At 63.6% G+C, this 21,744-nt stretch carries 20 protein-coding genes and 1 tRNA gene; 10 read left to right on the top strand and 11 right to left on the bottom strand.

Features of this window, described 5'->3' with window-relative positions; translation table 11 throughout:
- The first annotated feature begins 304 nt into the window (after positions 1-304).
- The 4 genes from LB529_RS15360 (at position 305) to LB529_RS15345 (ending at position 4,665) form a co-directional block, all read left to right on the top strand.
- Positions 305-877 (top strand): sigma-70 family RNA polymerase sigma factor, encoded by a 573-nt coding sequence (locus tag LB529_RS15360; RefSeq protein ID WP_140842977.1) that lies wholly within the window; start codon positions 305-307, stop codon positions 875-877.
- Entirely contained in the window at positions 864-1,778 is a 915-nt protein-coding gene (locus LB529_RS15355) for an anti-sigma factor family protein (RefSeq protein WP_224711536.1), read from the top strand. The genes LB529_RS15360 and LB529_RS15355 overlap by 14 nt, the downstream gene beginning before the upstream one ends.
- Positions 1,779-1,976: 198 nt before the next feature.
- Positions 1,977-2,867, top strand: a complete 891-nt coding sequence (locus LB529_RS15350; protein ID WP_224711535.1) for an adenylate/guanylate cyclase domain-containing protein — start codon at positions 1,977-1,979, stop codon at positions 2,865-2,867.
- 391 nt (positions 2,868-3,258) lie between these two features.
- A complete protein-coding gene (locus LB529_RS15345; protein WP_224711534.1) occupies positions 3,259-4,665 on the top strand; it encodes an NAD(P)-dependent oxidoreductase in 1,407 nt (468 codons plus the stop codon).
- A gap of 42 nt (positions 4,666-4,707) precedes the next feature.
- Here LB529_RS15345 and LB529_RS15340 read toward each other — a convergent pair.
- Positions 4,708-4,784, bottom strand: a tRNA-Arg gene (locus tag LB529_RS15340).
- A gap of 132 nt (positions 4,785-4,916) precedes the next feature.
- Positions 4,917-6,080: a M20 aminoacylase family protein gene (locus tag LB529_RS15335; protein WP_224711533.1), complete on the bottom strand. Its 1,164-nt coding sequence runs from the start codon at positions 6,078-6,080 to the stop codon at positions 4,917-4,919.
- Positions 6,081-6,300: 220 nt separating this feature from the next.
- Here LB529_RS15335 and LB529_RS15330 point away from each other — a divergent pair, with 220 nt between their 5' ends.
- Together LB529_RS15330 and LB529_RS15325 are read left to right on the top strand one after the other, a co-directional pair.
- Positions 6,301-7,467: a D-alanyl-D-alanine carboxypeptidase family protein gene (locus LB529_RS15330; RefSeq protein WP_224711532.1), complete on the top strand. Its 1,167-nt coding sequence runs from the start codon at positions 6,301-6,303 to the stop codon at positions 7,465-7,467.
- An 8-nt stretch (positions 7,468-7,475) separates the two neighbouring features.
- A complete protein-coding gene (locus LB529_RS15325) occupies positions 7,476-8,582 on the top strand; it encodes a CobW family GTP-binding protein (protein ID WP_224711531.1) in 1,107 nt (368 codons plus the stop codon).
- On the opposite strand, the gene LB529_RS15320 is transcribed toward LB529_RS15325, so the two are convergent.
- The 5 genes from LB529_RS15320 to LB529_RS15300 all read right to left on the bottom strand — a co-directional run bounded on the left by LB529_RS15320 (position 8,579) and on the right by LB529_RS15300 (position 12,518).
- Positions 8,579-8,836, bottom strand: a complete 258-nt coding sequence (locus LB529_RS15320; RefSeq protein WP_095767426.1) for a sulfurtransferase TusA family protein — start codon at positions 8,834-8,836, stop codon at positions 8,579-8,581. The genes LB529_RS15325 and LB529_RS15320 overlap by 4 nt on opposite strands.
- Before the next feature lie 9 nt (positions 8,837-8,845).
- On the bottom strand, positions 8,846-10,144 hold the full coding sequence (locus LB529_RS15315) for a murein L,D-transpeptidase family protein (RefSeq protein WP_224711530.1): 1,299 nt from the start codon (positions 10,142-10,144) through the stop codon (positions 8,846-8,848).
- 221 nt (positions 10,145-10,365) lie between these two features.
- Entirely contained in the window at positions 10,366-11,316 is a 951-nt protein-coding gene (locus LB529_RS15310) for an acetyl-CoA carboxylase carboxyltransferase subunit alpha (RefSeq protein ID WP_140843171.1), read from the bottom strand.
- Positions 11,317-11,416: 100 nt separating this feature from the next.
- Positions 11,417-12,331, bottom strand: coding sequence for a site-specific tyrosine recombinase XerD (locus LB529_RS15305; protein ID WP_224633341.1), 915 nt, complete (start codon positions 12,329-12,331; stop codon positions 11,417-11,419).
- Between the two features lie 34 nt (positions 12,332-12,365).
- The gene (locus LB529_RS15300) at positions 12,366-12,518 is read right to left on the bottom strand and encodes a hypothetical protein (RefSeq protein WP_042643428.1); all 153 of its coding nucleotides are present in this window, start codon (positions 12,516-12,518) and stop codon (positions 12,366-12,368) included.
- A gap of 189 nt (positions 12,519-12,707) precedes the next feature.
- On the opposite strand from LB529_RS15300, the gene LB529_RS15295 reads away from it, so the two are divergent.
- The 3 genes from LB529_RS15295 to LB529_RS15285 are packed head-to-tail and all read left to right on the top strand — an operon-like array spanning position 12,708 to position 15,369.
- Positions 12,708-13,337, top strand: a complete 630-nt coding sequence (locus LB529_RS15295) for a shikimate kinase (protein WP_224633340.1) — start codon at positions 12,708-12,710, stop codon at positions 13,335-13,337.
- A complete protein-coding gene (aroB, locus tag LB529_RS15290; protein WP_224711529.1) occupies positions 13,334-14,455 on the top strand; it encodes a 3-dehydroquinate synthase in 1,122 nt (373 codons plus the stop codon). Before LB529_RS15295 ends, aroB begins: the two co-directional genes overlap by 4 nt.
- Before the next feature lie 20 nt (positions 14,456-14,475).
- On the top strand, positions 14,476-15,369 hold the full coding sequence (locus LB529_RS15285; protein WP_224711528.1) for an HlyC/CorC family transporter: 894 nt from the start codon (positions 14,476-14,478) through the stop codon (positions 15,367-15,369).
- Between the two features lie 27 nt (positions 15,370-15,396).
- On the opposite strand, the gene LB529_RS15280 is transcribed toward LB529_RS15285, so the two are convergent.
- The 3 genes from LB529_RS15280 to LB529_RS15270 are packed head-to-tail and all read right to left on the bottom strand — an operon-like array spanning position 15,397 to position 20,252.
- On the bottom strand, positions 15,397-16,944 hold the full coding sequence (locus tag LB529_RS15280; RefSeq protein ID WP_224711527.1) for a SpoVR family protein: 1,548 nt from the start codon (positions 16,942-16,944) through the stop codon (positions 15,397-15,399).
- Between the two features lie 28 nt (positions 16,945-16,972).
- Positions 16,973-18,283, bottom strand: coding sequence for a YeaH/YhbH family protein (locus LB529_RS15275; RefSeq protein WP_224711526.1), 1,311 nt, complete (start codon positions 18,281-18,283; stop codon positions 16,973-16,975).
- 19 nt (positions 18,284-18,302) lie between these two features.
- Positions 18,303-20,252: a PrkA family serine protein kinase gene (locus LB529_RS15270; protein ID WP_095767435.1), complete on the bottom strand. Its 1,950-nt coding sequence runs from the start codon at positions 20,250-20,252 to the stop codon at positions 18,303-18,305.
- A gap of 276 nt (positions 20,253-20,528) precedes the next feature.
- Here LB529_RS15270 and LB529_RS15265 point away from each other — a divergent pair, with 276 nt between their 5' ends.
- Complete coding sequence (locus LB529_RS15265) at positions 20,529-21,335, top strand: alpha/beta hydrolase (RefSeq protein ID WP_224711525.1); 807 nt, start codon at positions 20,529-20,531, stop codon at positions 21,333-21,335.
- 4 nt (positions 21,336-21,339) lie between these two features.
- On the opposite strand, the gene LB529_RS15260 is transcribed toward LB529_RS15265, so the two are convergent.
- Positions 21,340-21,642, bottom strand: a complete 303-nt coding sequence (locus LB529_RS15260; protein WP_224711524.1) for a BolA family protein — start codon at positions 21,640-21,642, stop codon at positions 21,340-21,342.
- Positions 21,643-21,744: the final 102 nt, after the last annotated feature.

Below are 21,744 nucleotides of genomic sequence, written 5' to 3'. Positions count from 1 at the left end.
GTCAGCCGCCGGCGTCCCCTGGAGCGGATGAGCCGGGCGCATCCGGTCCGGGCGATACCGCCCCGACGCCGGCCGTGATCCCTGCCGATCGCAACCATCGAGATCCACGACCATGACGGCGACCGCCCCGTTGCAGTCAGCGATGCGCCGTCCTCTTCCGAGGCACGCCTTGCTTCCGAGACACTTGACTCCGGTGACACCAATGCCTTCTCCTCCCTCGAAGCAGGCGCCATCGCCTGCGGTCGCGATCTTCACCCACACGAGCAGGGACAGATCGTCGCCTCCCGCTGAGGGCGGCAAACCCATGGCGGGAGCGCCCGACGGCGGAACGGTGTTGAGCGAAAAGATGCTGGCAGCGCGTTTTGCCGAAGTGGTGCTGCCGCATCTTAGCGATGCGCTGTCGCTTGCCCGCTGGCTGACCGGCAATCAAGCCGACGCCGAGGATGTGGTGCAGGAGGCCTGCCTCAAGGCGCATGCGGGCATTGCCGGGTTCGCTGGGGGAAACCCCCGCGCATGGCTGCTCACCATCGTGCGCAACGCTTCCTACACATGGATGGCGCGCAACCGCCCGCGCAGCGTGGTCGCCGTCGGCGACCTCGCCGATCTCGACGACGTGTCGCCGCCGCCCGACACTGACACCGACAGCCCGGAGGCGGCGCTGATCGCCAAGGCCAATTCGGCGGCGGTGGAAGCGGCGATCGCCAGGCTGCCGCAAGCCTTCCGCGAAACACTTGTGCTGCGCGACATCAACGGTCTCAGCTACCGCGAGATCGCCGCCATGCTGGGCGTGCCGCAGGGCACGGTGATGTCGCGGCTGGCGAGAGCCCGCGGCCTCTTGATGACGGAACTTGGAGGGCGCCACCATGAGCCCGCATGAAAATCGCCCGCGCGAGGACGGATTGCCGCAAGACCCGCAGGACATGAAGCTGATGATCCACGCCCTTGTCGATGGCGAGCTCGATGCCGCAGCCGCTTTGGCGGTCGAGCGGTGGATGGCCGCCGATCCGGAGCTTGCCGCCGAACATGCGCGCCTGGTGGCGCTGCGCGGCGCTGTCGCCAATGTGCCGCGTCCGACCGTCAGCGACGATTTCCTGGCCCGCATTGCGGCCATCGCCGAGGTGAGGGGGGCCGGCGAAGTCGTCCAATCCACGGCCGTGAAGGCGCAGTCACAGCCGCAACAGCAGCAAGGCAATGTCGTCGAGTTGCGGCCGCGCGCGGCACGCTGGTTCAATTCCTTCGACTGGCGCCAGATGGCGGCCTCGATCGTGCTGACGGCGTTTCTGGCCAGCGGCGCGACGCAGTGGCTGGCGACGGCGGACAATGGGTCCGACAGCTTCGCCGTGGCCGTCGCCAACGGCCATCGCCGCAGCCTGCTTGCGGCGACTCCAGTCGACATCGTCTCGTCCGACCGCCATACGGTGAAGCCATGGCTCGACGGCCGCATCGGCGTCTCGCCTGCGGCGCCCGACATGGCCAAGGACGGCTACGCCCTGCTCGGCGGACGCGTCGAGGTGATCGGCGACAGGCCGATGCCGGCGCTGGTCTACCGCCATCACGAGCATCTGATCACGCTGGTGGCCGAACCCCGGCAGAACGAGGCCAAATCGGTGCCGGTGGCGGACGATCTGTCGGCAGGTGGCTTCCTTCTGGTCCACTGGACCGACGATGCCTTCTCCTACTGGGCGATCTCGGATGCCGAACGCCCGGCGCTGGACGATTTCGTCGCCCGCTTCCGGGCGGCGATCATCGCCAATCCGGCGGCCGGTAGCCCGGGTTAGTGAACAAAACTTCTTTCGCCGCTATTTTTTGAGGCGATAACCCGTTTGGCGGGATGAGCGAAGGCAGATGCCTGTCCGTGCGAGATAATCGCGCCAAAGCACTTGCCCAGTTGCGCCGGCCCTTTGGCGCGCACGCAGATAAATCAAAGTCGACTTTGGTATGTTATACACGCTGCATTCTCGGGCGGATACGAGTCGATGGATCAGGAAAGACTTTTAGCCGCGGTCCTCTTGGCTGATGTCGTGGGCAGCACGCCGCTCTATGAGCGCATCGGCGACGATGCCGCTTTGCGGCAGGTCTCGGATTGCCTCGACGCGATACGCGAGATCGTCGCCCAACACGGCGGCGACTTCATTTACTCGAAGGGTGATGATGTGCTCAGCCTGTTCGAGAGCTCGGAGGCGGCGCTGATGGCGGTCTGCCAAATCAGCCATCAACTGTCGAAAAAGCCCTTGATCGCCCGGATCGGATTGCATTTCGGGGCGGTCATTCGCGCGCGGGACGCGGTATTCGGCGACGTTGTCAATGTCACCGCAAGGTTGTCCGCCACGGCCAACCCAGGGGAGGTGCTGATCAGCCAGAGCTTCTTCGAAGCCCTTTCCGCGGGCAGCCGCAGTACCTTGCGGCTCCTCGACAAGATGGCCTTCAAGGGCAAGCAAGAACTCTTCGATGTCTATACGCTGCGAAGCGACAATGAGGCCCTCAGCACGCACATCGCCAACCGAGGTACCTTTGTCGAAAGGCGCTCTGCCCCGCCGCCGCAGGTCAATCTGATCATCCATTATGGAGATCAGTCGCGATCCTGCCGAAACAACGAACTGGTGACGATCGGCCGATCTCCGGAATGCGATATCGTCGTCCAGCGGCCCTGGGTTTCAAGGCACCACGCGACCTTCACCATTTCGAATGGTAAAGCGCGCCTTGTCGAGCGAAGCTCGTCGGGCACATTTGTGTCGATGGGACCCGGCCATGAAGTGTTCATACGCCGCGAAGATATTCTTCTCTTCGGCTCCGGCGTCATCTCGCCCGGACGCAGATCGTCCCTCGGCGACGCCCAGATCGTTCACTACGAAATCATCTCAGGCTGACCCGGCCGGGCATTTGGCCACGATCAGTCCGATCCATGGAAAATTGTTCGGGGAGGAGCCCTCGAAAGGCGGATCGTTCCCTTCTAAGACAAGCCAGAATCTATAAAAATTATAGAAATTAGATCCGGCGCCGGCTTCCGAGGAACGCGCATGCCCGATCCAACCGTTGTCGGTTTCTCCGGAACATATGGTTGACGCCGACCAGGCCGGCTTCGGGCGCGAGCCTGCTCTTCTGCGCCTGCGCCATTTCGCGGGTTCTCACCTTTCAGAGCCGACAAGTTTTAACTTCCTTACGGCGATCTCTCGCTTGCGACCCGGATATGCCGTTTCGCGCGATCCATCGGATCACGGATTGGAGTAGCTGGAGACAACTGCAGGGAAACCACGCTCCATGACATCAGCCAATATTCTGATCTGCGATTTTGTCGGGCTGCGCTTTGGCGCGGACGGCAATCCCGACCACAGCGAGGTCAAGGCCTATATCGAAGCCAAGGGTGGCGTGTTCCACCAGACAGGCATCGCCAAGGCCGGCGCCCTTGACCCCGACAGGCTGCATTTCTTCTACCTGCCGCAATTGAGCACGCGTGACGAATTGCTGGCAGAGGCCGGTGACGGCCGCTACGACGCCGTCATCGCCGCCGCGACGTTCATTCCGGCGGAGACCAGATTCCGCCTTGGCGGCGTGCGCATCGGCGCCGGCACCGGCAATATGGGCTCGGCATCGTGGGGCGGAGGCAGCGGGGAAGGCGGCGAAGCGCCGTTGATGAACACGCCGGGCATCAACAGCCGCGCGACCGCGCAAATGGCGATGAAGGCGCTGCTGAAAGTCAGGCCGGATCTTCCCGTGGACAAGCTCAACACCCTGGTCGCCGGCGGGCAGTTCGATACCGGAAAAGATCTGCGGCATTATCCGACCGAGAAGCTCGAAGGCAAGAGGCTGGCGGTGATCGGCTACGGCAATATCGGCCGGGAATTCGCCAGGCTCGGCCAGGCCTTCGGCATGCGGGTCACCATCCATGCGCGGTCCCGTCACCATAAATGGATCGAGGCGGAAGGCTTCGACTATGCCGAGACCATGGAAGACGCCGCGCGCGGCGCCGACGCGCTTTCGGTCCACCTAGGCCTCGGTCCCTTCGATGCCGGCCAGCAGCGATACGCCAATGCCGGACTGATCGGAGATGAAGTCCTCTCCCTCCTCAACCACGGCGCGGTGCTCATCAACTACGATCGCGGCGAGCTGGTCGATGTGGCAGCACTGGAGCGCGCGCTGGCGTCAGGGCGCGTTTCCCATGCGGCGATCGATGCGGACCTGTTCAAGGACGGCAGCACGCTTTCGGGACCAATGCTGCCCTATCTCAGACTGGTCGAGGCCTATGGCCAGCGTCTGGAACTCCTCCCTCACGCCGCGGCCGACACCGACCACCCCTCCCGTGTCGCCGGCGCCAAGCAGGCTGTCGACCAGATCTACGCCGCCATCGTCGAGCATCGCGTCCACAATCTGAAAGGATCGCTGCCTCCGGGCTTTCTCGACATGGGAGCGAAAGTGCCGCCCGGCATCGGCGGCATTACATCTCGGCATTTGGCGGCGCTGGCCGCCGATCAGGCCGTGGCCGCCGACCTCGCGCGGTCGAGCGCACTCATAGCCGCATTCTGGGAACGCGTTCTGGCAGCGCCCGAGCAGGAACGACCGGCGCTGATCGCTTCCGGAGGCGAAGCATTCGCCGAAGCGGCGAACCGCCTCTCCACGCTTATGCGCAGGCACCATCTTTCGGGGCCGTTCACTTCGGGATCACTTTGACCCCAGCGTGCGGCGACCTGCTCGCCAAGCCTTTTGAAAATATGGTGATCCCGACAGGAATCGAACCTGTGACCTACAGATTAGGAATCTGCCGCTCTATCCTACTGAGCTACGGGACCACGCGGCCCGACACATAAACGCTTCGGGCCGGTTCGCCAAGGGGCATGCTGACCTCCCCTCGGGCTGCAATTCATCTCGGTGGGCCGCGCCGCCAAGCCGGATGGCGGAACGTCGCCTTCGCCTGCGTGCGCTCAGGCTGCCAGCGCGGTCTCGGCCAGCTTCACCCAATAGCTCATGCCGTGCGGGATGACCTCGTCGTTGAAGTCGTAGGCCGGGTGATGCAGGCCGGCCGAGTCGCCATTGCCGATGAAGATGAAGGCGCCGGGGCGCGCTTCCAGCATATAGGAAAAATCCTCGCCGCCCATCACCGGCTGGATGGCGCGGTGGACGTGGCTGTCGCCGGCGATGTCGGCGGCGATATCGCCCGCAAACACGGTTTCCTCCGCATGGTTGAAGGTGACAGGGTAGTTGGCGTCGTAATCGACCTCGATGGTGGCGCCGAAGGCGGAGGCGAGGCCGGCGCAGAGTGCGCGAATGCGCTCTTCCGATTTCTTGGCCACTTCTTTCTTCAGCGTGCGCACGGTGCCGGCGATCTCGGCGCTTTCGGGGATGACGTTATAGGCGTCGCCGGCGTGGAACTTCGTCACCGACACCACCACCGACTCGACCGGATCGGTGCTGCGCGAGGCGATGGTTTGCAGCGCGCCGACCAACTGGCTGGCGATGACGATCGGGTCGATCGTGCCGTGCGGCATCGCGGCATGGCCGCCGCGGCCCTTGACGGTGATGGTGAATTCGGCGGTCGCGGCCATGATCGGGCCGGGCTTGATGGCGAACTGGCCGACCGGCAGGCCCGGCATGTTGTGCATGCCGAACACTTTTTCGATGTCGAAGCGCTCCATCATGCCGTCCTTGACCATTTCGTTGCCGCCGCCGCCGCCTTCCTCGGCCGGCTGGAAGATCACCGCCACGGTGCCGGCGAAATTGCGCGTCTCGGCCAGATATTTGGCGGCGCCCAAGAGCATGGCGGTGTGGCCGTCATGGCCGCAGGCATGCATCTTGCCGGGCACGGTCGAGGCCCACGGCTTGCCGGTGATCTCGTCGATCGGCAGCGCGTCCATGTCGGCGCGCAGCCCGATGGTCGGGCCATCGCCCTTGCGGCCGCGGATGATGCCGACGACGCCGGTCTTGCCCAGTCCCGTCACCACCTCGTCGCAGCCGAAGGCCGTCAGCTTCTCGGTGACGAAACCGGCGGTCTGGAAGACGTCGAAATTCAGCTCCGGTGTCTGGTGCAGATGTCGTCGCCAGCCGGCAACTTCTTCCTGCATTTGCGCGGCGCGGTTCAGAATCGGCATGGTCGGTCCATCTCTTGGTTGACTGGCGGCAGTCGGTTCAGGGCCACTGCTCAGCAATTGTGAATATATGGCACTTTGCCATTTTGGCGTCACATAGGGTAAATAGCACCGCAACAATGCGGCCCGGGGTCGAGGGCCGGGTCGCATTATGCTGGCGATGGGTAACGAAATCTTACGGAGCCAGCGGCGATCACGGCAAGAGGCGATTTCGGATTTGATCATGCGGCAAAGGCATTTCCTCAACCTGTTGCTGGCAGGCGCGCTGGCGCTTCCGGCGCTTGCCGGCACGGTGCGCGCCAATCCGGTCGTGCTTTTCGACCTCAAGAGCGGCTTTGTGCTGGAGCACCAGGACGCGTTCAAGCGTTGGTATCCGGCCTCGCTCAGCAAGCTGATGACGGCCTATGTCGCCTTCCGCGCGATCCAGGCCGGCGAGGTGGCGCTCGATTCGCCGATCAAGGTGACGAAGCACTCGGCCGGCGAGCCGCCGAGCAAGATGGGCTTCAAGCCGGGTTCGGTGATGCGGCTCGACAATGCGCTGAAGATGATGCTGGTCAAGTCGGCCAACGACATAGCCATGGCGGTCGGCGAGAATATCGGCGGGTCGCAGGCCGCGTTCGCCGAGCGCATGAACGCCGAGGCGGCCCGGCTCGGCATGGTGGGCACGCATTTCGTCAATCCGAACGGGCTCTATTCGCCGGACCAGTATACGACCGCGCGCGACCTTGCCGTGCTGGTGACGGCGTTGCGCAATGATTTTCCGCAATATGCCCCGTGGTTCTCGATCGAAGGCCTTGCCGTCGGCAAGAAGGCGCTCCCGAACTACAATCTCCTGATCGGCCGCTATCCGGGCGCCGACGGCATGAAGACCGGCTTCGTCTGCTCTTCCGGCTTCAACATGATCGGCTCGGCGACGCGCAACGGGCGCACGCTCGTCGCCGTGGTGCTTGGCGAAAAATCGGCGGTCAGCCGCGCCGAAGCGGCGGCAAAGCTGCTCGACCAGGGTTTTGAGATGCCGGCGGTCGGTTCGACCACGCTCGCCGCTCTCAAGCCATATGGCGACACGCTGTCACCCAACGACATGCATGACGAGATCTGCGCGAAAAAGCCGAAGGCGGAGCAATCGGAGGCGGCGCCCGAGGTTGCCGCCAAGAATAAACCGAAATCGCCCTATCAGGTGAAGCTCGCCCATCCCACGCTCATCGCAGTCGGCCTCGGCGGCGCCACGGGACCCGCGCCGAAGGCCTTCGTCGACCAGACCGACCAGAACTATGCCGATGTGCCGCTGCCGGTCTGGCGACCGGACAGGCCGGCGCCGCCCGGCGCCGAGCCGCTGGCGACCGCCGCTGCCGGAGCGCAGGGCGACCAGCCCGTCAAAGCTGCCAATTAGCTAAACCAATGAGCGGCTTTCCCATTCCCGTTTCGGTGCTCACCGGCTTTCTCGGTGCCGGCAAGACGACGCTGCTCAATCGGCTGCTCAAGGATCCGGCGCTTGCCGATACGGCGGTGATCATCAACGAGTTCGGCGAGGTGGCGATCGACCATCTGCTGGTGGAGCGGGCTTCGGACGGCATCATCCAGCTTTCCGACGGCTGCCTCTGCTGCACGGTGCGCGGCGACCTGGTCGATACGCTCGCCGATCTTGTCGACCGGCTGCAGACCGGCCGTATCGCGAAATTGGCCCGCGTCGTCGTCGAGACGACGGGCCTGGCCGATCCGGCACCGGTGCTGCAGTCGATCATGGCGCATCCGGCGCTGGTGCAGTCGTTCCGGCTTGACGGCGTCATCACGCTGGTCGACGCCGTCAACGGCGAGGCGACGCTCGACACCCATGTCGAGGCGGTGAAACAGGCCGCGGTGGCCGACCGCGTCGTGCTGACCAAGACCGACCTTGTGGACGCGGCCGCAGTCGAGGCGTTGGGGGCAAGGCTCAAGCAGATCAATCCGGGCGCCGTCGTGCTCGATGTCGAGGAGGCCGGCGCCGCGGCGCTGTTCAATTGCGGGCTCTACGACCCTCAGTCCAAGTCCGCCGACGTGCGGCGCTGGCTTGGCGAGGAGGCGGCGCACGACCATGATCACGACCATCACCACCATGACGGCGACCATGGTCCCCACCACCATCATGAGCATCGCCACGACACGCGCGTGCGCTCGCACTCGCTTGTCCATGACGGCCCGGTGCCGTTCTCGGCGATCGAGATGTTCCTCGACCTCCTGCGCTCGACGCATGGCGAGAAACTCCTGCGCATGAAGGGCGTCATCGAACTCGCGGAGGATCCCTCGCGGCCGCTGGTCATCCACGGCGTGCAGAAGATCCTGCATCCGCCGGCGAGACTGCCGGCCTGGCCCGACGGCCAGCGCGGAACCAGGCTGGTGCTGATCACGCTCGACATGCCGGATGACTATATCCAGCGGCTGTTCGCGGCCTTCACCAACAAGCCGTCGATCGACACGCCGGACCGCGCGGCGCTGGAAGCCAATCCGCTCGCGATTGCCGGGCTTTAAGCTGAAGCAAGCAGGTCAGCCGCGTTGCCGCGTTCGACCAGGAAGCGGTGGCCGCCAGTGACGGCCGCCGTCTCGAGCAGCTGGTGGCCGGCATCGGCGCAGAAGGCCGGGATGTCGATCACCGCCAGCGGATCGGTAGTTTCGAGCCACAGCCGGGCGCCGGGTCGCATCGCAGCCAGCCGCTTGCGAGCCTTCAGCACCGGCAACGGACAGTTCAGTCCCTTGAGATCGTAGATGGCGGGCGGCTTTGCCAAGCGGAAGTCTCAGCCGCCGAACATGCCGAGAAGCTTCTTCTTCAGCTTCGACACGGTGCCCTGGTCAGCGTCGGCGGCGGCCTGGGTTTCCTGCGCCGGCTGGGCGGGCGCGGCTTCGACGCCAGCGGTGACGACCGGCTGCTGCGCCGCCTGTTTGGCGGCCTCCTTCTCGGCCAGCGCCTGCGCCCTTGCCTCTGCCTTGGCGGCCTTGGCCGCCTCGATCGCGGCCAGGCGCTGCTCTTCGGCCTTGCGCTTGGCTTCCTTTTCCGCGTCGGCTGCCGCCATCTTGCGGCCGAGCGGGGAATCGATGCGGCCCATGCGGGTCGTTTCGGTCACCGAGCCGTCGGAATTCAGCGACGGCGGGTCGATCGGCACGCGCTCGCCGCGGGCGCGGCGCTTCGACCAGTCGGAAACGATGCTCGCTTCCTTGATGCCGGCAATCGTCGGCTTCGGCGGCGGCGTGCTGGAATTGACGGCTGCTTTGAAGGCCGCGTCATAACGCTTCTCGTAGTCGGCGTAGGCCGTTTTCAACGAGTCAGGCTGCATGGTCGCGGGGCAGGGGCCGGTCGGGTCGAAGGTCGTACCTTCCGGCGCCACCTGGTTGAAGACGTAGCGCTTCTCGCAGACGTCGACCTTCGGCGGCACCTTGGTGATCTCGAAATTGTCATAGCCGACCTTCAGCATCTTCCAGAATTCGTAATTCGGGTCGTTGCGGTAGCGCGCCATGTTGGCGGCGGTCATGCGGAACGGGAAGGCCTGGATCTGGAACTCGGTCTGGCCGCCCTGGAAGGCGTCGCGGCCGAAGGCATAGATCTGCTCGATTTGGGCATCGGTCATCGAATAGCAGCCGGACGACGAACAAGCGCCATGAACCATCAGGTTCTGGCCGGTGCGGCCATTGGCGCGGTCATAGGCGTTGGGAAAGCCGATGTTGAAGGACAGATGGTAGCTCGAGCGCGGATTCATCTGCGAGGGACGCACCGTGTAGAAGCCTTCCGGCGCCTGGCGGTCGCCCTCGGTGTATTTGGGGCCGAGCTTTCCCGACCATTTGCAGATGTCGTAGGTGGCGACAAGATCGTAACGGCCATTGGTCTTGGCCTTCCAGATCTCGAGCTTGCCCTCTTCCTTGAAGATGCGCGCCATCACCGAGGAGGTGCGTACCATGCCCTTGGCCCTCATGTCGGCGAGGATCTTGTCGGGCAACGGCTTGTTGGCCTCCGGCGCGAAGTCCTTCATCGACGAATCGTTGCAGCCGGCGACGCCGATAGCGGCGATCAGGACTCCGGTGCGGGCAAGCTTGGCAAACATCGATACGGCTACGTCTCTTCTCTCGGGCCAACGGCTGTCGGCATGGCCAGGCCCATAGGCTGAACACCAGTGGACCGTAAGCCCGTTAACCTTGAAAATTCCTTACCGCAAGCCTTGGCAAACCCCTCACGGCGATTTCCATTGAGCCGAATCCGGCGGCATTTTTGTGGCGGAATTGCTTATTCCGGCCACAGTTGAACGTCTTGCCGGAACTTGGGAGGTCAGAGGCTGCGGCCCATCGCCAGGTATTTCTCGCGGCGCTGCTCGCGAAAATCGGTGTTGGCGCCGGCGAAATCCTTCATCGTCCTGGCGATGAGGTCGCCGGTGGACGCAATCACCGTTTCCGGCGCGCGCTGGGCGCCGCCCATCGGCTCGGGAATGATGGCGTCGATGATCTTCATCTCGAGAAGGTCCTGCGCGGTAATTTTCATGTTGGTCGCCGCATCCTTCGAGCGCGTGGTGTCGCGCCACAGGATCGAGGCGGCGCCTTCGGGCGAGATCACCGAATAAATGGCGTGCTCCAGCATATAGACGCGGTTGGCGGTGGCGATCGCGATGGCGCCGCCGGAGCCGCCTTCGCCGATGACCACCGAGATCGACGGCACCTTCAGCGAAAGACAGGCCGAGGTCGAACGCGCGATCGCTTCGGCCTGGCCGCGCTCCTCGGCGCCGACGCCGGGATAGGCACCGGCCGTGTCGACCAGCGTTAGGAGCGGGATCTGGAAGCGGTCGGCCAATTCCATCAGCCGCACCGCCTTGCGATAGCCTTCCGGCCGGACCGAGCCGAAATTGTGCTTGATGCGGCTTGCGGTGTCCGAACCCTTTTCCTGGCCGATGATCGCTACCGGCTCGCCGCGAAAACGCGCGAAGCCGCCGACGATCGCCTGGTCGTCACCGAAATTGCGGTCGCCGGCCAAAGGCGTGAAATCGGTGAACAGCCCTTTGATGTAGTCGACACAATGCGGACGGTCGGGATGGCGCGCTACCTGCACCTTCTGCCAGGGCGTGAGCGCCTTATAGAGGTCGCGCAACGCGTCGCGCGAGCGCTTTTCCAGCCTGCTGATCTCTTCGCCGACATCGACCGCCTCGCCGTTCTCGGCAAGCTTCTTCAGCTCAAGGATCTTGAGCTCCAGATCCTGCACCGGCTTTTCAAAGTCGAGGTAGTTGTACATGCTTGAGCGGACCGATCCGTCGGAAGGCAAATGGCTGGCGGAACCGCTGAAATGCCGGCTCCGGGCGGTGGAACGTCGCCCTCACATAGCGATATGAGGCCTAGTCGGCAAGCGGGTGATGATCGTTGACCAGCCGCACCAGCCGCTCCTCCAGCACATGGGTGTAGATCTGCGTGGTCGAGATGTCGGCATGGCCAAGAAGTTGCTGAACGGCTCTGAGATCGGCGCCGTTCTGCAGGAGATGGCTGGCAAAAGCATGGCGAAGCACATGCGGCGAGATCTTCGCCGACGCTATGCCGGACCGCGCGGCCAACCCCTTGAGATCGCGGGCGAAAACCTGCCGGGAGAGATGGCCGCTGTCGGAAGAGGCCGGAAACAGGAACGGGCTCTCGGCAAAGGCCGGCCGCTCGGCCCTTGCGGCGAGCCAGGCGCGCATGGCGGCGCGCGCCTTGGTCGAGAGCGGCACCATGCGTTCCTTGTTGCCCTTGCCACGCACCATGAAGAAGCGATCGTCGCGCAACGCCACCGTGACCGGCAGGCCGACCAGTTCCGACACGCGCAAGCCCGTTGCGTAGAGCACTTCGACCAGCGCGTGCAGGCGCAACGCGGCCAGTCTGTCGCCGTCCGGCCCGGATTCTCCGGCTTCCTGCGCTGCCCGGTCGAGCAGGCGCCCGGTCTCGGCTTCGCTCATCGTCTTCGGCAGCGGCCGGCCCTTGCGCGGGCTGTCCAGCGTGCCGGTCGGGTCGTCGCCGCGCAGCCCTTCGGCATAGAGGAATTTGAAGAACTGGCGGATCGCCGACAATTTGCGCGCCTGCGAAGTCGGCGCGAAGCCGCGCGCGGCGATGTCGTCGAGATAGGCGCGGATGTCGGCCGATCCCGCGCCCGCCAGTCCGCCGTTGATCGCCTCGGAAGCATCCTCCAGGTCGCGGCGGTAGGACGAAAGCGTGTTTTCGGCCGCGCCGCGCTCGGCGCTCATCATTTCGAGGAAGGCTTCGATGCGGGCGGCGCTGTTCATCGGGCCGGATCAGCTCCTTGTCGGTTTTCTTGAGTCAGTTTTTCTTGGGGTTGAGCTTTTCGGCCGGAATGCGGATGCTCATTTCCGCCTTTTTCGGCTCCACGAACATCGCCAGCGCGAACATCGCGCCATAGGCAATGCCTGCAAGAACCGCCAGCGTCACGACGAAGCGAAACAAAGTCGGCATTCAATTTTCGCCCGTCTTGTTGTTCTGCTTTTCCAAAGCCCTGTGCCCTTATGGGACGCCAATCCGGCCAATTCAAGCACGAAGGATTCCGGTGAACAGGAGGTTTTGCCGGGAAGCTTCGCGGCCGTTTGTCCGGCCGTGCTTGACGCAAACAGGCTTTTGATGTCGATACGGCGCAAAGAGGCCCCGATGAACGCTCTGCCACCAAATCCGACGGACGAAGGCCGTGCCGCGCTGATCGAACGGCTCGGAAGCCGGTCGATCGTCTTCGTCGGACTGATGGGCGCCGGCAAGACCGCGATCGGCCGCAAGGTGGCGACGATGCTGTCGCTGCCCTTCATGGACAGCGACCAGGAGATCGAAAGCGTCTCGCGCATGACGGTGCCGGAGTTGTTCGAGCGCTATGGCGAGCCGGAATTCCGCGCGCTGGAGCAGCGGGTGATCCTGCGTCTGCTGGAGAACGGACCGCAGGTGCTGTCGACCGGCGGTGGCGCCTTCATGAACGCGCAGACGCGCGAGGCGATTTCCGCGCATGGCGTATCGGTCTGGCTGAAGGCCGATCTGGACCTGTTGATGGAGCGCGTTTCGAAGAAGCAGAACCGGCCGCTCTTGAAGAATCCCGACCCGCGTGGCGTGCTGGAGAAGCTGATGGGCGAGCGCTATCCGGTCTATGCCATCGCCGACCTGACTGTGCCGACGCGCGACGACCGCAAGGAGATCATCGCCGGCGAAGTCGTCGCCGCGCTCTGCGCCCATCTTGGCATCGACGCGATCGCAACCGGCGCTACAAGCGCCACAACTGGCGAGATTCAATCGTGAGCAATGCCGAACCGGTGAAGGTCGAGGTCGGGCTCGGCGACCGCGCCTATGACATTCTGATCGGCTCAGGGCTGTTGACGCGCTCCGGCGAGGAGATCGCGCGCCGGCTTCCCGGTACCCGCGCGGCCATCATCACCGACGAAAATGTCGCCGCCGCACATCTCGACACGCTGAAGGCTGGGTTGGACAAAGGCGGCATCCAGTCCGCCGTCATCAAGCTGCCTGCGGGCGAGAAGACCAAGAGTTTCATCCATCTGGAGGAAGTGGTCGACGGCGTGCTCGCGGCAAGGCTCGAACGCCGCGACGTGGTGATCGCGCTCGGCGGCGGCGTCATCGGCGACCTTGCCGGCTTTGCTTCCGGCATTGTCCGCCGAGGCATGAATTTCGTGCAGATACCGACCTCGCTGCTGGCGCAGGTCGATTCTTCCGTCGGCGGCAAGACCGGCATCAACAGCGCGCGCGGCAAGAACCTCGTTGGCGTCTTCCACCAGCCCAGGCTGGTGCTTGCCGACACCCAGGTGCTCGACACGCTGCCGATCCGCGAGTTCCGCGCCGGCTATGCCGAGCTTGCCAAATCCGGGCTGATCGACCGCCCGGCCTTCTTCGCCTGGCTCGAACAGAACTGGGGGCAAGTCTTTGCCGGCGGTTCGGCACGGGTCGAGGCGATCGCCGAGGCCTGTCGCGCCAAGGCCGACGTCGTTGCCCGCGACGAGTTCGAGACCGGCGACCGCGCCTTGCTCAATCTCGGCCACACTTTCGGTCATGCGCTCGAAGCTGCCACGCAGTATGACGGGAGCCGGCTCGTCCATGGCGAGGGCGTCGCCATCGGCATGGCGCTGGCGCACCGCTTCTCGGCGCGTCTCAATCTGGCGAGCCCGGACGACGCGGAGCGCGTCGAAGCGCATCTGCGCGCCGTCGGCCTGCCTTGGCGGATGGCCGACATTCCAGGCGAGCTGCCGGATGCCGAGGCTTTGCTCGGCTTCATCACCCAGGACAAGAAGGTCTCGCGCGGCGCGCTGACCTTCATCCTGACGCGCGGCATCGGCCAGGCTTTCATCGCCAAGGACGTGCCGTCGTCGGAAGTGCTCTCCTTCCTCAAATCGAGCCATCCCGGATGACTCGAGATGAGCCATCCCAGATGAACGGCGCCGGCTGGATCGTCGCCGCCGTCCTTGCCGCCATCGTGCTTTTCGCGCTTTTCTTCCGCGCCCGATTGCTTGCCGCTTGCGGCTATGCGCTGCGGCCGATCGAGCCGCCGCAGCGGTCCGAGCGCAACGGTAAGGATGAAGACGGCGACGAACCCCGGCGCGAGGGCACGGCTGCCGAGGAGCGCAATCGGCTTGAGGGGCTGTTCGATCTCGACGAGCTCGAAGTGTCGGATGTCATGGTCCACCGCACCAATATGCGCTCGGTCAACGCCGACAATGCGCCGGAGGCGGTGGTGCGCGAGATCCTGCAGAGCCCGCACACCCGCATGCCGCTGTGGAAGGGCTCGCTCGACAACATCGTCGGCGTCCTGCACGCGAAGGATCTGCTGAGGGCTCTCAACGAGGTCGGCAACGATTTTTCGCGGATCGACGTCATGAAGATCGCGGCCAAGCCGTGGTTCGTGCCAGACACCACCACCTTGCAGGAACAGCTCAATGCCTTCCTGCGGCGCAAGGCGCATTTCGCCATTGTCGTCGACGAGTATGGCGAGGTCGAAGGGCTGGTGACGCTGGAAGACATCATCGAGGAAATCGTCGGCGAGATCGCCGACGAGCACGACATCGACATGCAGGGCGTCAAGAAAGAGGCCGACGGCTCGGTCGTCGTCGACGGCACGGTGCCAATCCGCGATTTGAACCGCGCGCTCGACTGGGACCTGCCCGACGAGGAAGCCACGACGATCGCCGGCCTCGTCATTCATGAGACGCAGTCGATCCCGGAGGAGAAGCAGGCCTTCACCTTCCACGGCAAGCGTTTCGTGGTGATGAAGCGCGAGAAGAACCGCATCGCCAGATTGCGGATACGCCCCGCCAGCGAGGGCTAAGGCGCGTGTCGATGTCCGGCGATGCCCTCAAAGTTCCTTGGTCCAACGCTCGCTGAGTATCGCGCCGGTACCGGCATCGATTGCCGCCAGGCTGACATCATAGCCCCAGAGGTTGCGGATATGGCGCAGCGTTGCGTCGCGGCTCTGGCCCTCGAGCATGACGCCATCCTTGACCGTGTGCTGGAGCCGCAGATGCCGGTCGCCGAGCAGGTCGACGTCAACCACCTGGATGTCGGGACGGTTGGCGCCGATATCGTAGCTTTGCGCCAACGCCGACCTTATCTTGCCATAGCCGCGCTCATTGTGAATCGAGGCCACCTCATAGTGCGGCTCGTCGGCACCGTCGGCCAGCACGAAGAGCCGCCATTTGCGGATCAGCCTTGGGCTCAGATACTGCCGGATGAAGGATTCGTCGCGATGGTTGGCCCAGGCGTCGAGCAAGGTGTCGCGCCAGTCGCCGCGGCCGGCGATGTCGGGAAACCAGTCGCGGTCCTCGGCGGTCGGCGCGGTCGAGATGCGCTGGATATCCTGCATCATGTCGAGACCCAGCGCATAGGGATTGATGCCGGAAAAGCGCGGGTCGTCATAGGCCGGCTGGAAGACCACGTTCGAGTGGTTGCGCAGGATTTCGAGCATGGCGCCTTCGCTGATGCGGCCACGGTCGAACAGCATATTCATGAGCGTGTAATGCACGAAGGTCGCGCAACCTTCGTTCATCACCTGGGTTTGCCGCTGCGGGTAAAAATACTGCGCGATGACGCGCACGATCCTGACGATCTCGCGCTGCCAGGGCTCGAGGACGAGACTGTTCTTCTCGAGGAAATAGAGCAGATTCTCCTCCGGCAGATTGAGCGATTTCTTCCGCTCCGCCGCGTCGTCGTCACCGGCTGTTTTGGTATCGTCGCTCTCTTGCGAAGGCGGTAGTGTCCGCCAGAGATCGTTGAACGAACGCTCCTCGTATTCCAGGCGCTCGCGCAGCCCTTCGCGCTGCTGCTCGGACGACAGTCTCGGCGGCCGATGATAGCGGAACACACCCTGCTCCATCAGCGCGTGGGCCGAATCCAGGATTGCCTCCACTGCCGCCATGCCATGCCGTTCCTCGCATCGGGCTATGTAGCTCTTGGCAAAATCCAGATAGCTCAGGATGCCGCCGGCGTCCGTCCATTGCCGGAAAAGGTGATTGTTCTTGAAGAAATGGTTGTGTCCCAGCGCGGCATGCGCCGTCACCAAAGCCTGCAGGGCCATGGTGTTTTCTTCCATGAGGTAGACGATGCAGGGATTGGAATTGATGACCAATTCATAGGCCAGACCGCGTGCGCCCTTACGGTAGAGCAGTTCGTTGTAGAGGAAGTGCTTGCCGAATGACCAATGCCGGTACATCAGCGGCATGCCCACCGACGAATAGGCGTCGAGCATCTGCTCGGAAGAGATGATCTCCATCTGCACCGGGTAGATGTCGAGGCGAAGCTCTTCGAGGCCGATCGCTTCGATCTCGTCATAGACGCGGGACAGCTTGTTGAAATCCCAGTCCGACCCGGAAAACAGCAATTCGGATTTGCGCGCTTGGCTGACCATCGGCCTATGTCCCTTCGAGCCTCAGTCCTCAAGCGCTCTTGCGCAGATCAGGTTGCCTGGCGAAGAGCTCGCGGAAGACCGGGTATATGTCGGCCGGCGCGGCGATGCGCCTCATCTGGAAATTCGGCCATTTTCCGTCGACGGCGTTGTAGGCGCGCCAGAGCGATGTGCCGTTCTCGGTCGAGCCGAAAATGTGGCTTTCCCGCTCGTCGATGATCTCCACATAGGCGAAATACTGGCAAAGCCGCATCAGCTTGCGGTCGAGCAGTTCTATGCAGCGCTCGGAATCGGTGGCGAAATTGTCGCCGTCGGAGGCCTGTGCGGCGTAGATGTTCCATTCGGCGACCGGGTAGCGTTCCTCGATGATGCGGTGCATTTCCTCGAGTGCGGTGGAGACGACCGTACCGCCGCTTTCGGTGTGGTAGAAGAACGTATGCTCGTCCACCTCCTTGGCTTCGTGGGTGTGGCGGATGAAGACGACCTCGGTGCGTTCGTAGCGCCGTGCCAGAAACAGATGCAGCAGCACGAAGAAGCGTTTGGCCAGATCCTTCTCGCGCTCTCCCATCGAGCCGGAGACGTCCATCAAACAGAACATCACCGCGCTGGCGTTCGGCACCGGCTGGGGATCGAAGCGATTGAACCGGATATCGACCGGATCGACATAGGCAATTCGCCTGCGCCTGCGCTCGATCCGGTCGAATTCCTCGCGCAGGGCAGCGATGCGTTCGCTCATGGCCGTGCTTGCCGGCTTCGCTTCAAGCTCGGCAATCTGCAGGGCGATTGCGTCCAACTCCGCCTGCTTGGGGCGTCTGAGCGCGATGCGGCGCCCATGGCTGTTGCGCATCGTGCGCCCGACATTGATGTTGGTCGGCGCTCCGCTTGCCGTGAAGCCTGCCCGTCTCGGCTTGAAGCTCAGTATCTGCTTGAGATTGAGCTTGACCAGATCCGGCAGTTCGAGGTCCTCGAAGAAAAGGTCGAGCACTTCCTCGCGTGACAGCACAAAGCGGAAGTCGTCTTCGGATTCCGTGGTCCCTGGAGCCGATCCGTAGCCTCCGCCGCCGCCCGGTTTGGAGATAAGATCGCCAGGGCTGAATGTCCTGTTGCCGGGCAGGATGTGCTGGCGCCTGCCGCTTTCCTTGTCGTCACCGAAGGTCGGTTCGCTGGTGCCCTTGCGAGGCATCGGCACGGCATGCTCGCGGTCAATGTCGGCGATACGACCTGTCCGGACGTGGTCGCGGATGCTGCGCTTGAGCTCATCACGGGCGCGCCGGAGGAAGCGCTGGCGATTGCCCAGGCTCTTGTCCTTCGGGTTCAGGCGGCGGTCGATGAAGATCGGCATGGAACCGTCCCGGCTTTGCTCAACCCGCCTTGTTCACGCGCATATACCAGTCGACCAGCCGGCGAACCTGCCGCTGGGTGTAGCCGCGTTCCACCATACGCTGCACGAATTCGTTGTGCCGCTTCTCCGTGACGCTGTCCTGCTTGGAGCCGAAGCTGATCACCGGCAGCAGGTCCTCGACCTGGCCGAACATGCGCTTCTCGATGACCTCGCGAAGCTTTTCATAGCTCGTCCAGGAGGGATTGCGGCCATGGTTGCGCGCCCGGGCACGCAAGGTGAATTTGACCACTTCGTTGCGGAAGTCCTTGGGGTTGGCGATGCCGGCCGGTTTTTCGACCTGCGACAATTCCTTGTCCAGCACCTCGCGGTTGAGGATCTGGCCGGTGTCGGGGTCCTTGTAGTCCTGATCCTCGATCCAGGCGTCGGCATAGGCGATGTAGCGGTCGAAGAGGTTCTGACCGTACTCGCTGTAGGATTCCAGATAGGCCTTCTGGATCTCATGGCCGATGAACTCGGCATAGCGCGTCGCGAGTTCCGACTTGATGAATTCGAGGAAGGCGGCCTCCGTTTCCTTCGGGAATTGCTCGCGCTTGATGGCCTCCTCGAGGATGTACATCAGGTGCACGGGATCGGCCGCCACCTCCTTGGTGTCGTAGTTGAACGTCTGCGACAGGATCTTGAAGGCAAAGCGCGTGCTGACCCCGGTCATGCCCTCGTCGACGCCGGCGGCGTCGCGATATTCCTGGACCGACTTGGCCTTGGGGTCGATCTCCTTGAGGTTCTCGCCGTCATAGGCGCGCATCTTGGTGTAGAGCGGCGAATTCTCGTGCTCGGCAAGGCGGGTCGAGACGGTGAAGCGGCTGAGGATGTCCAGCACTTCGGGCGCGCAGGGGCTGTTTGCCAGCTCGCTCTCGCGCAGCAGCTTCTCGTAAATGTGCCTCTCCTCGGTAACACGGAGGCAATAGGGGACCTTGACCACGAGGATGCGGTCGAGGAAGGCTTCGTTGTTCTTGTTGTTCTTGAACTGCTGCCATTCCGATTCGTTGGAATGGGCCACGACGATGCCCTGATAGGGGAAGGCACCGAAATTCTCGGTGCCGTTGTAGCTGCCTTCCTGGGTTGCCGTCAGCAATGGGTGCAGGACCTTGATGGGCGCCTTGAACATCTCGACGAATTCGAGCAGCCCTTGCGTGGTCCGGTTGAGGCCGCCGCTGTAGGAGTAGGCGTCCGGGTCGGACTGGCTGAAGTGCTCCAACTGCCTGATGTCGACCTTGCCGACCAGGGCCGAGACATCCTGGTTGTTCTCGTCGCCGGGCTCGGTCTTGGCGATGGCGATCTGGCGCAGCCGCGACGGCATCAGCTTGACCACGCTGAATTTGGAGATGTCGCCCGACAGTTCGTCGAGGCGCTTGGCCGCCCAGGGCGAAATCAATCCGTTCAGGCGGCGGCGGGCGATGCCGTATTTATCCTCCAGCAGATCGCCCATGCGATCGGGATGGAAAAGGCCGAGCGGCGATTCGAAGACCGGGCTGATCTTATTGCCGACCTTGAGCGTGTAGATCGGGCGCTCCTCCATCAGCTTCTTCAGCCGTTCGGCCAGTGAGGATTTGCCGCCGCCGACCGGGCCAAGGAGATAGAGGATCTGCTTGCGCTCCTCGAGGCCCTGCGAGGCATAGCGGAAATATCCGGCGATGCGCTCGATCGTATCCTCCATTCCGTAGAAATCGGAGAAGGAGGGATAGACCTTGATGGTGCGGTTGGAGAAAATGCGGCCGAGCCGCTCGTCCTTGCTGGTGTCGACCAGGTTCGGCTCACCGATCGCCTCAACCATGCGTTCGGGCGCCGACGCATACATGGATTTGTCTTCGCGGCAGGCCAGGAGATATTGCTGCAGGCTGATCTCTTCCTGAGCCGCGTTGGAATAAATCTCCGAAAACAGATCGAAGACGTCTGATTGGTTCTCGCGCATGGTGCTTTGCCTCGGAGCCGGTGGGCTGCCAATCGGCTCATCGCTGCATCAACTGCCGGAAAGCACTGTTTGTTCCCTTCACACGAAGGATAGCGCATGCAATCTGGCATTGACCCGGGGGATACCCGACGCGGCCGAAAATGCTCGCCCGAGAAATACGTGGTGATTGCCGGCGGAGCTTCAAGGTCCTGATTTGGTTTGCTGCCCACAAGTTGTCATTATTGATCCAATCGAGGTGCGTGGCGCGCTTGCGCCGCAACCTGGCCGGAGATGACGATGATCGATCGACGCGGCTTCATCGCGGCATGCCTTGGGGGGCTGCTGCCGGCAGGTGCGTCAGCCGCCAGGCGTCCGGGCCGGCAGGCACCGCAGACCCTCGACTACGGTCCGGCCAAGCTCGATATCTACGCGCCGGACGGCGCAAACAACCTGCCGGTGGTTTTCTTTGTCCATGGCGGCGCCTGGCGGTTCGGCAAACGCGGCCAGGTCGGCTCAAAGCCGGACTTCCTGCTCGCCAATGGCTTCGTGTTCGTCTCGATCGATTACCGCATGCTGCCGGAAGCCGATGTCGCCACCCAGGCCGGCGACGTCGAAAAGGCCTACGGCCATGTGCGCGCCAACATTGCCCGATACGGCGGCGATCCCAGTCGCATCGTCGGCATGGGCCATTCGGCCGGGTGCCATCTGATCGCGCTGACCGCCATGCGCGGCGGGTTGCCCGGCGTCGCCGCCCTGATCCTGGACGATACCAGGGCCTATGATCTTGCGGCGCTTTCCAGGAATGGCGGCATGATGGGCGCCTATGCGCGTGCCTTTCCCGACCCGACACAATGGGCGGCGCTATCGCCGTCGGCCCATGTCGACGGCAGGAAACATCCGCCGACCTTCATCGCCTATTCGCGCGCGCCCGGGCGAGGCGAGGCGTCGAAGGCTTTCGCGGAACGCCTGCGCGCCACCGGCGCCAAGGTCACGTTGTTCGACGGCAGCGCCTATACGCACATGTCGATCAATCGCGATTTCGGCCAGGACGGCGACGCCTTGACCGCGGCTGTGTTGGCCTTCCTCAAGGCGAGCGTCGGCTGAGAGCTTACCAGCGCGTCTTCTCGCCGGGCGCCGCCGGCTCGATCGCCAGCGCATGCACGCCGGCCTTCAGTTCGTCCGCGAGCAATTCGTTGACGGCACGGTGGCGCTCGATGCGAGTCATGCCGGCAAAGCTCGGCGAAACGATGCGAACGCGAAAATGCGTCTCGCCGGCGCCGTCGAACGTCGCGTGGTGGCCGGACTCGACGTGATGATGCCCGGCGTGAAGATGGCTCTCATTGATGACCGCTAGCCGTTCGGGCGAAAATGCCGCTTTCAGCTTGTTTTCGATTGTCGACTGTATGGACATCCGGGTTTCCCTTCCCCACATCTGCGGCATAGCCGCAAAATCTTGAATTTCGACCGCTTTTAAGCCGCGATTCAGCGGTTAGGGCGATCATCGGCGAAATGT

The organism is Mesorhizobium sp. CA5 (assembly GCF_020165105.1).
In the GTDB taxonomy this organism is placed as follows: Bacteria; Pseudomonadota; Alphaproteobacteria; order Rhizobiales; family Rhizobiaceae; genus Mesorhizobium.
Note: the sequence above shows the minus strand (reverse complement) of the source record. Positions and strands in the feature narration are given on the sequence as shown.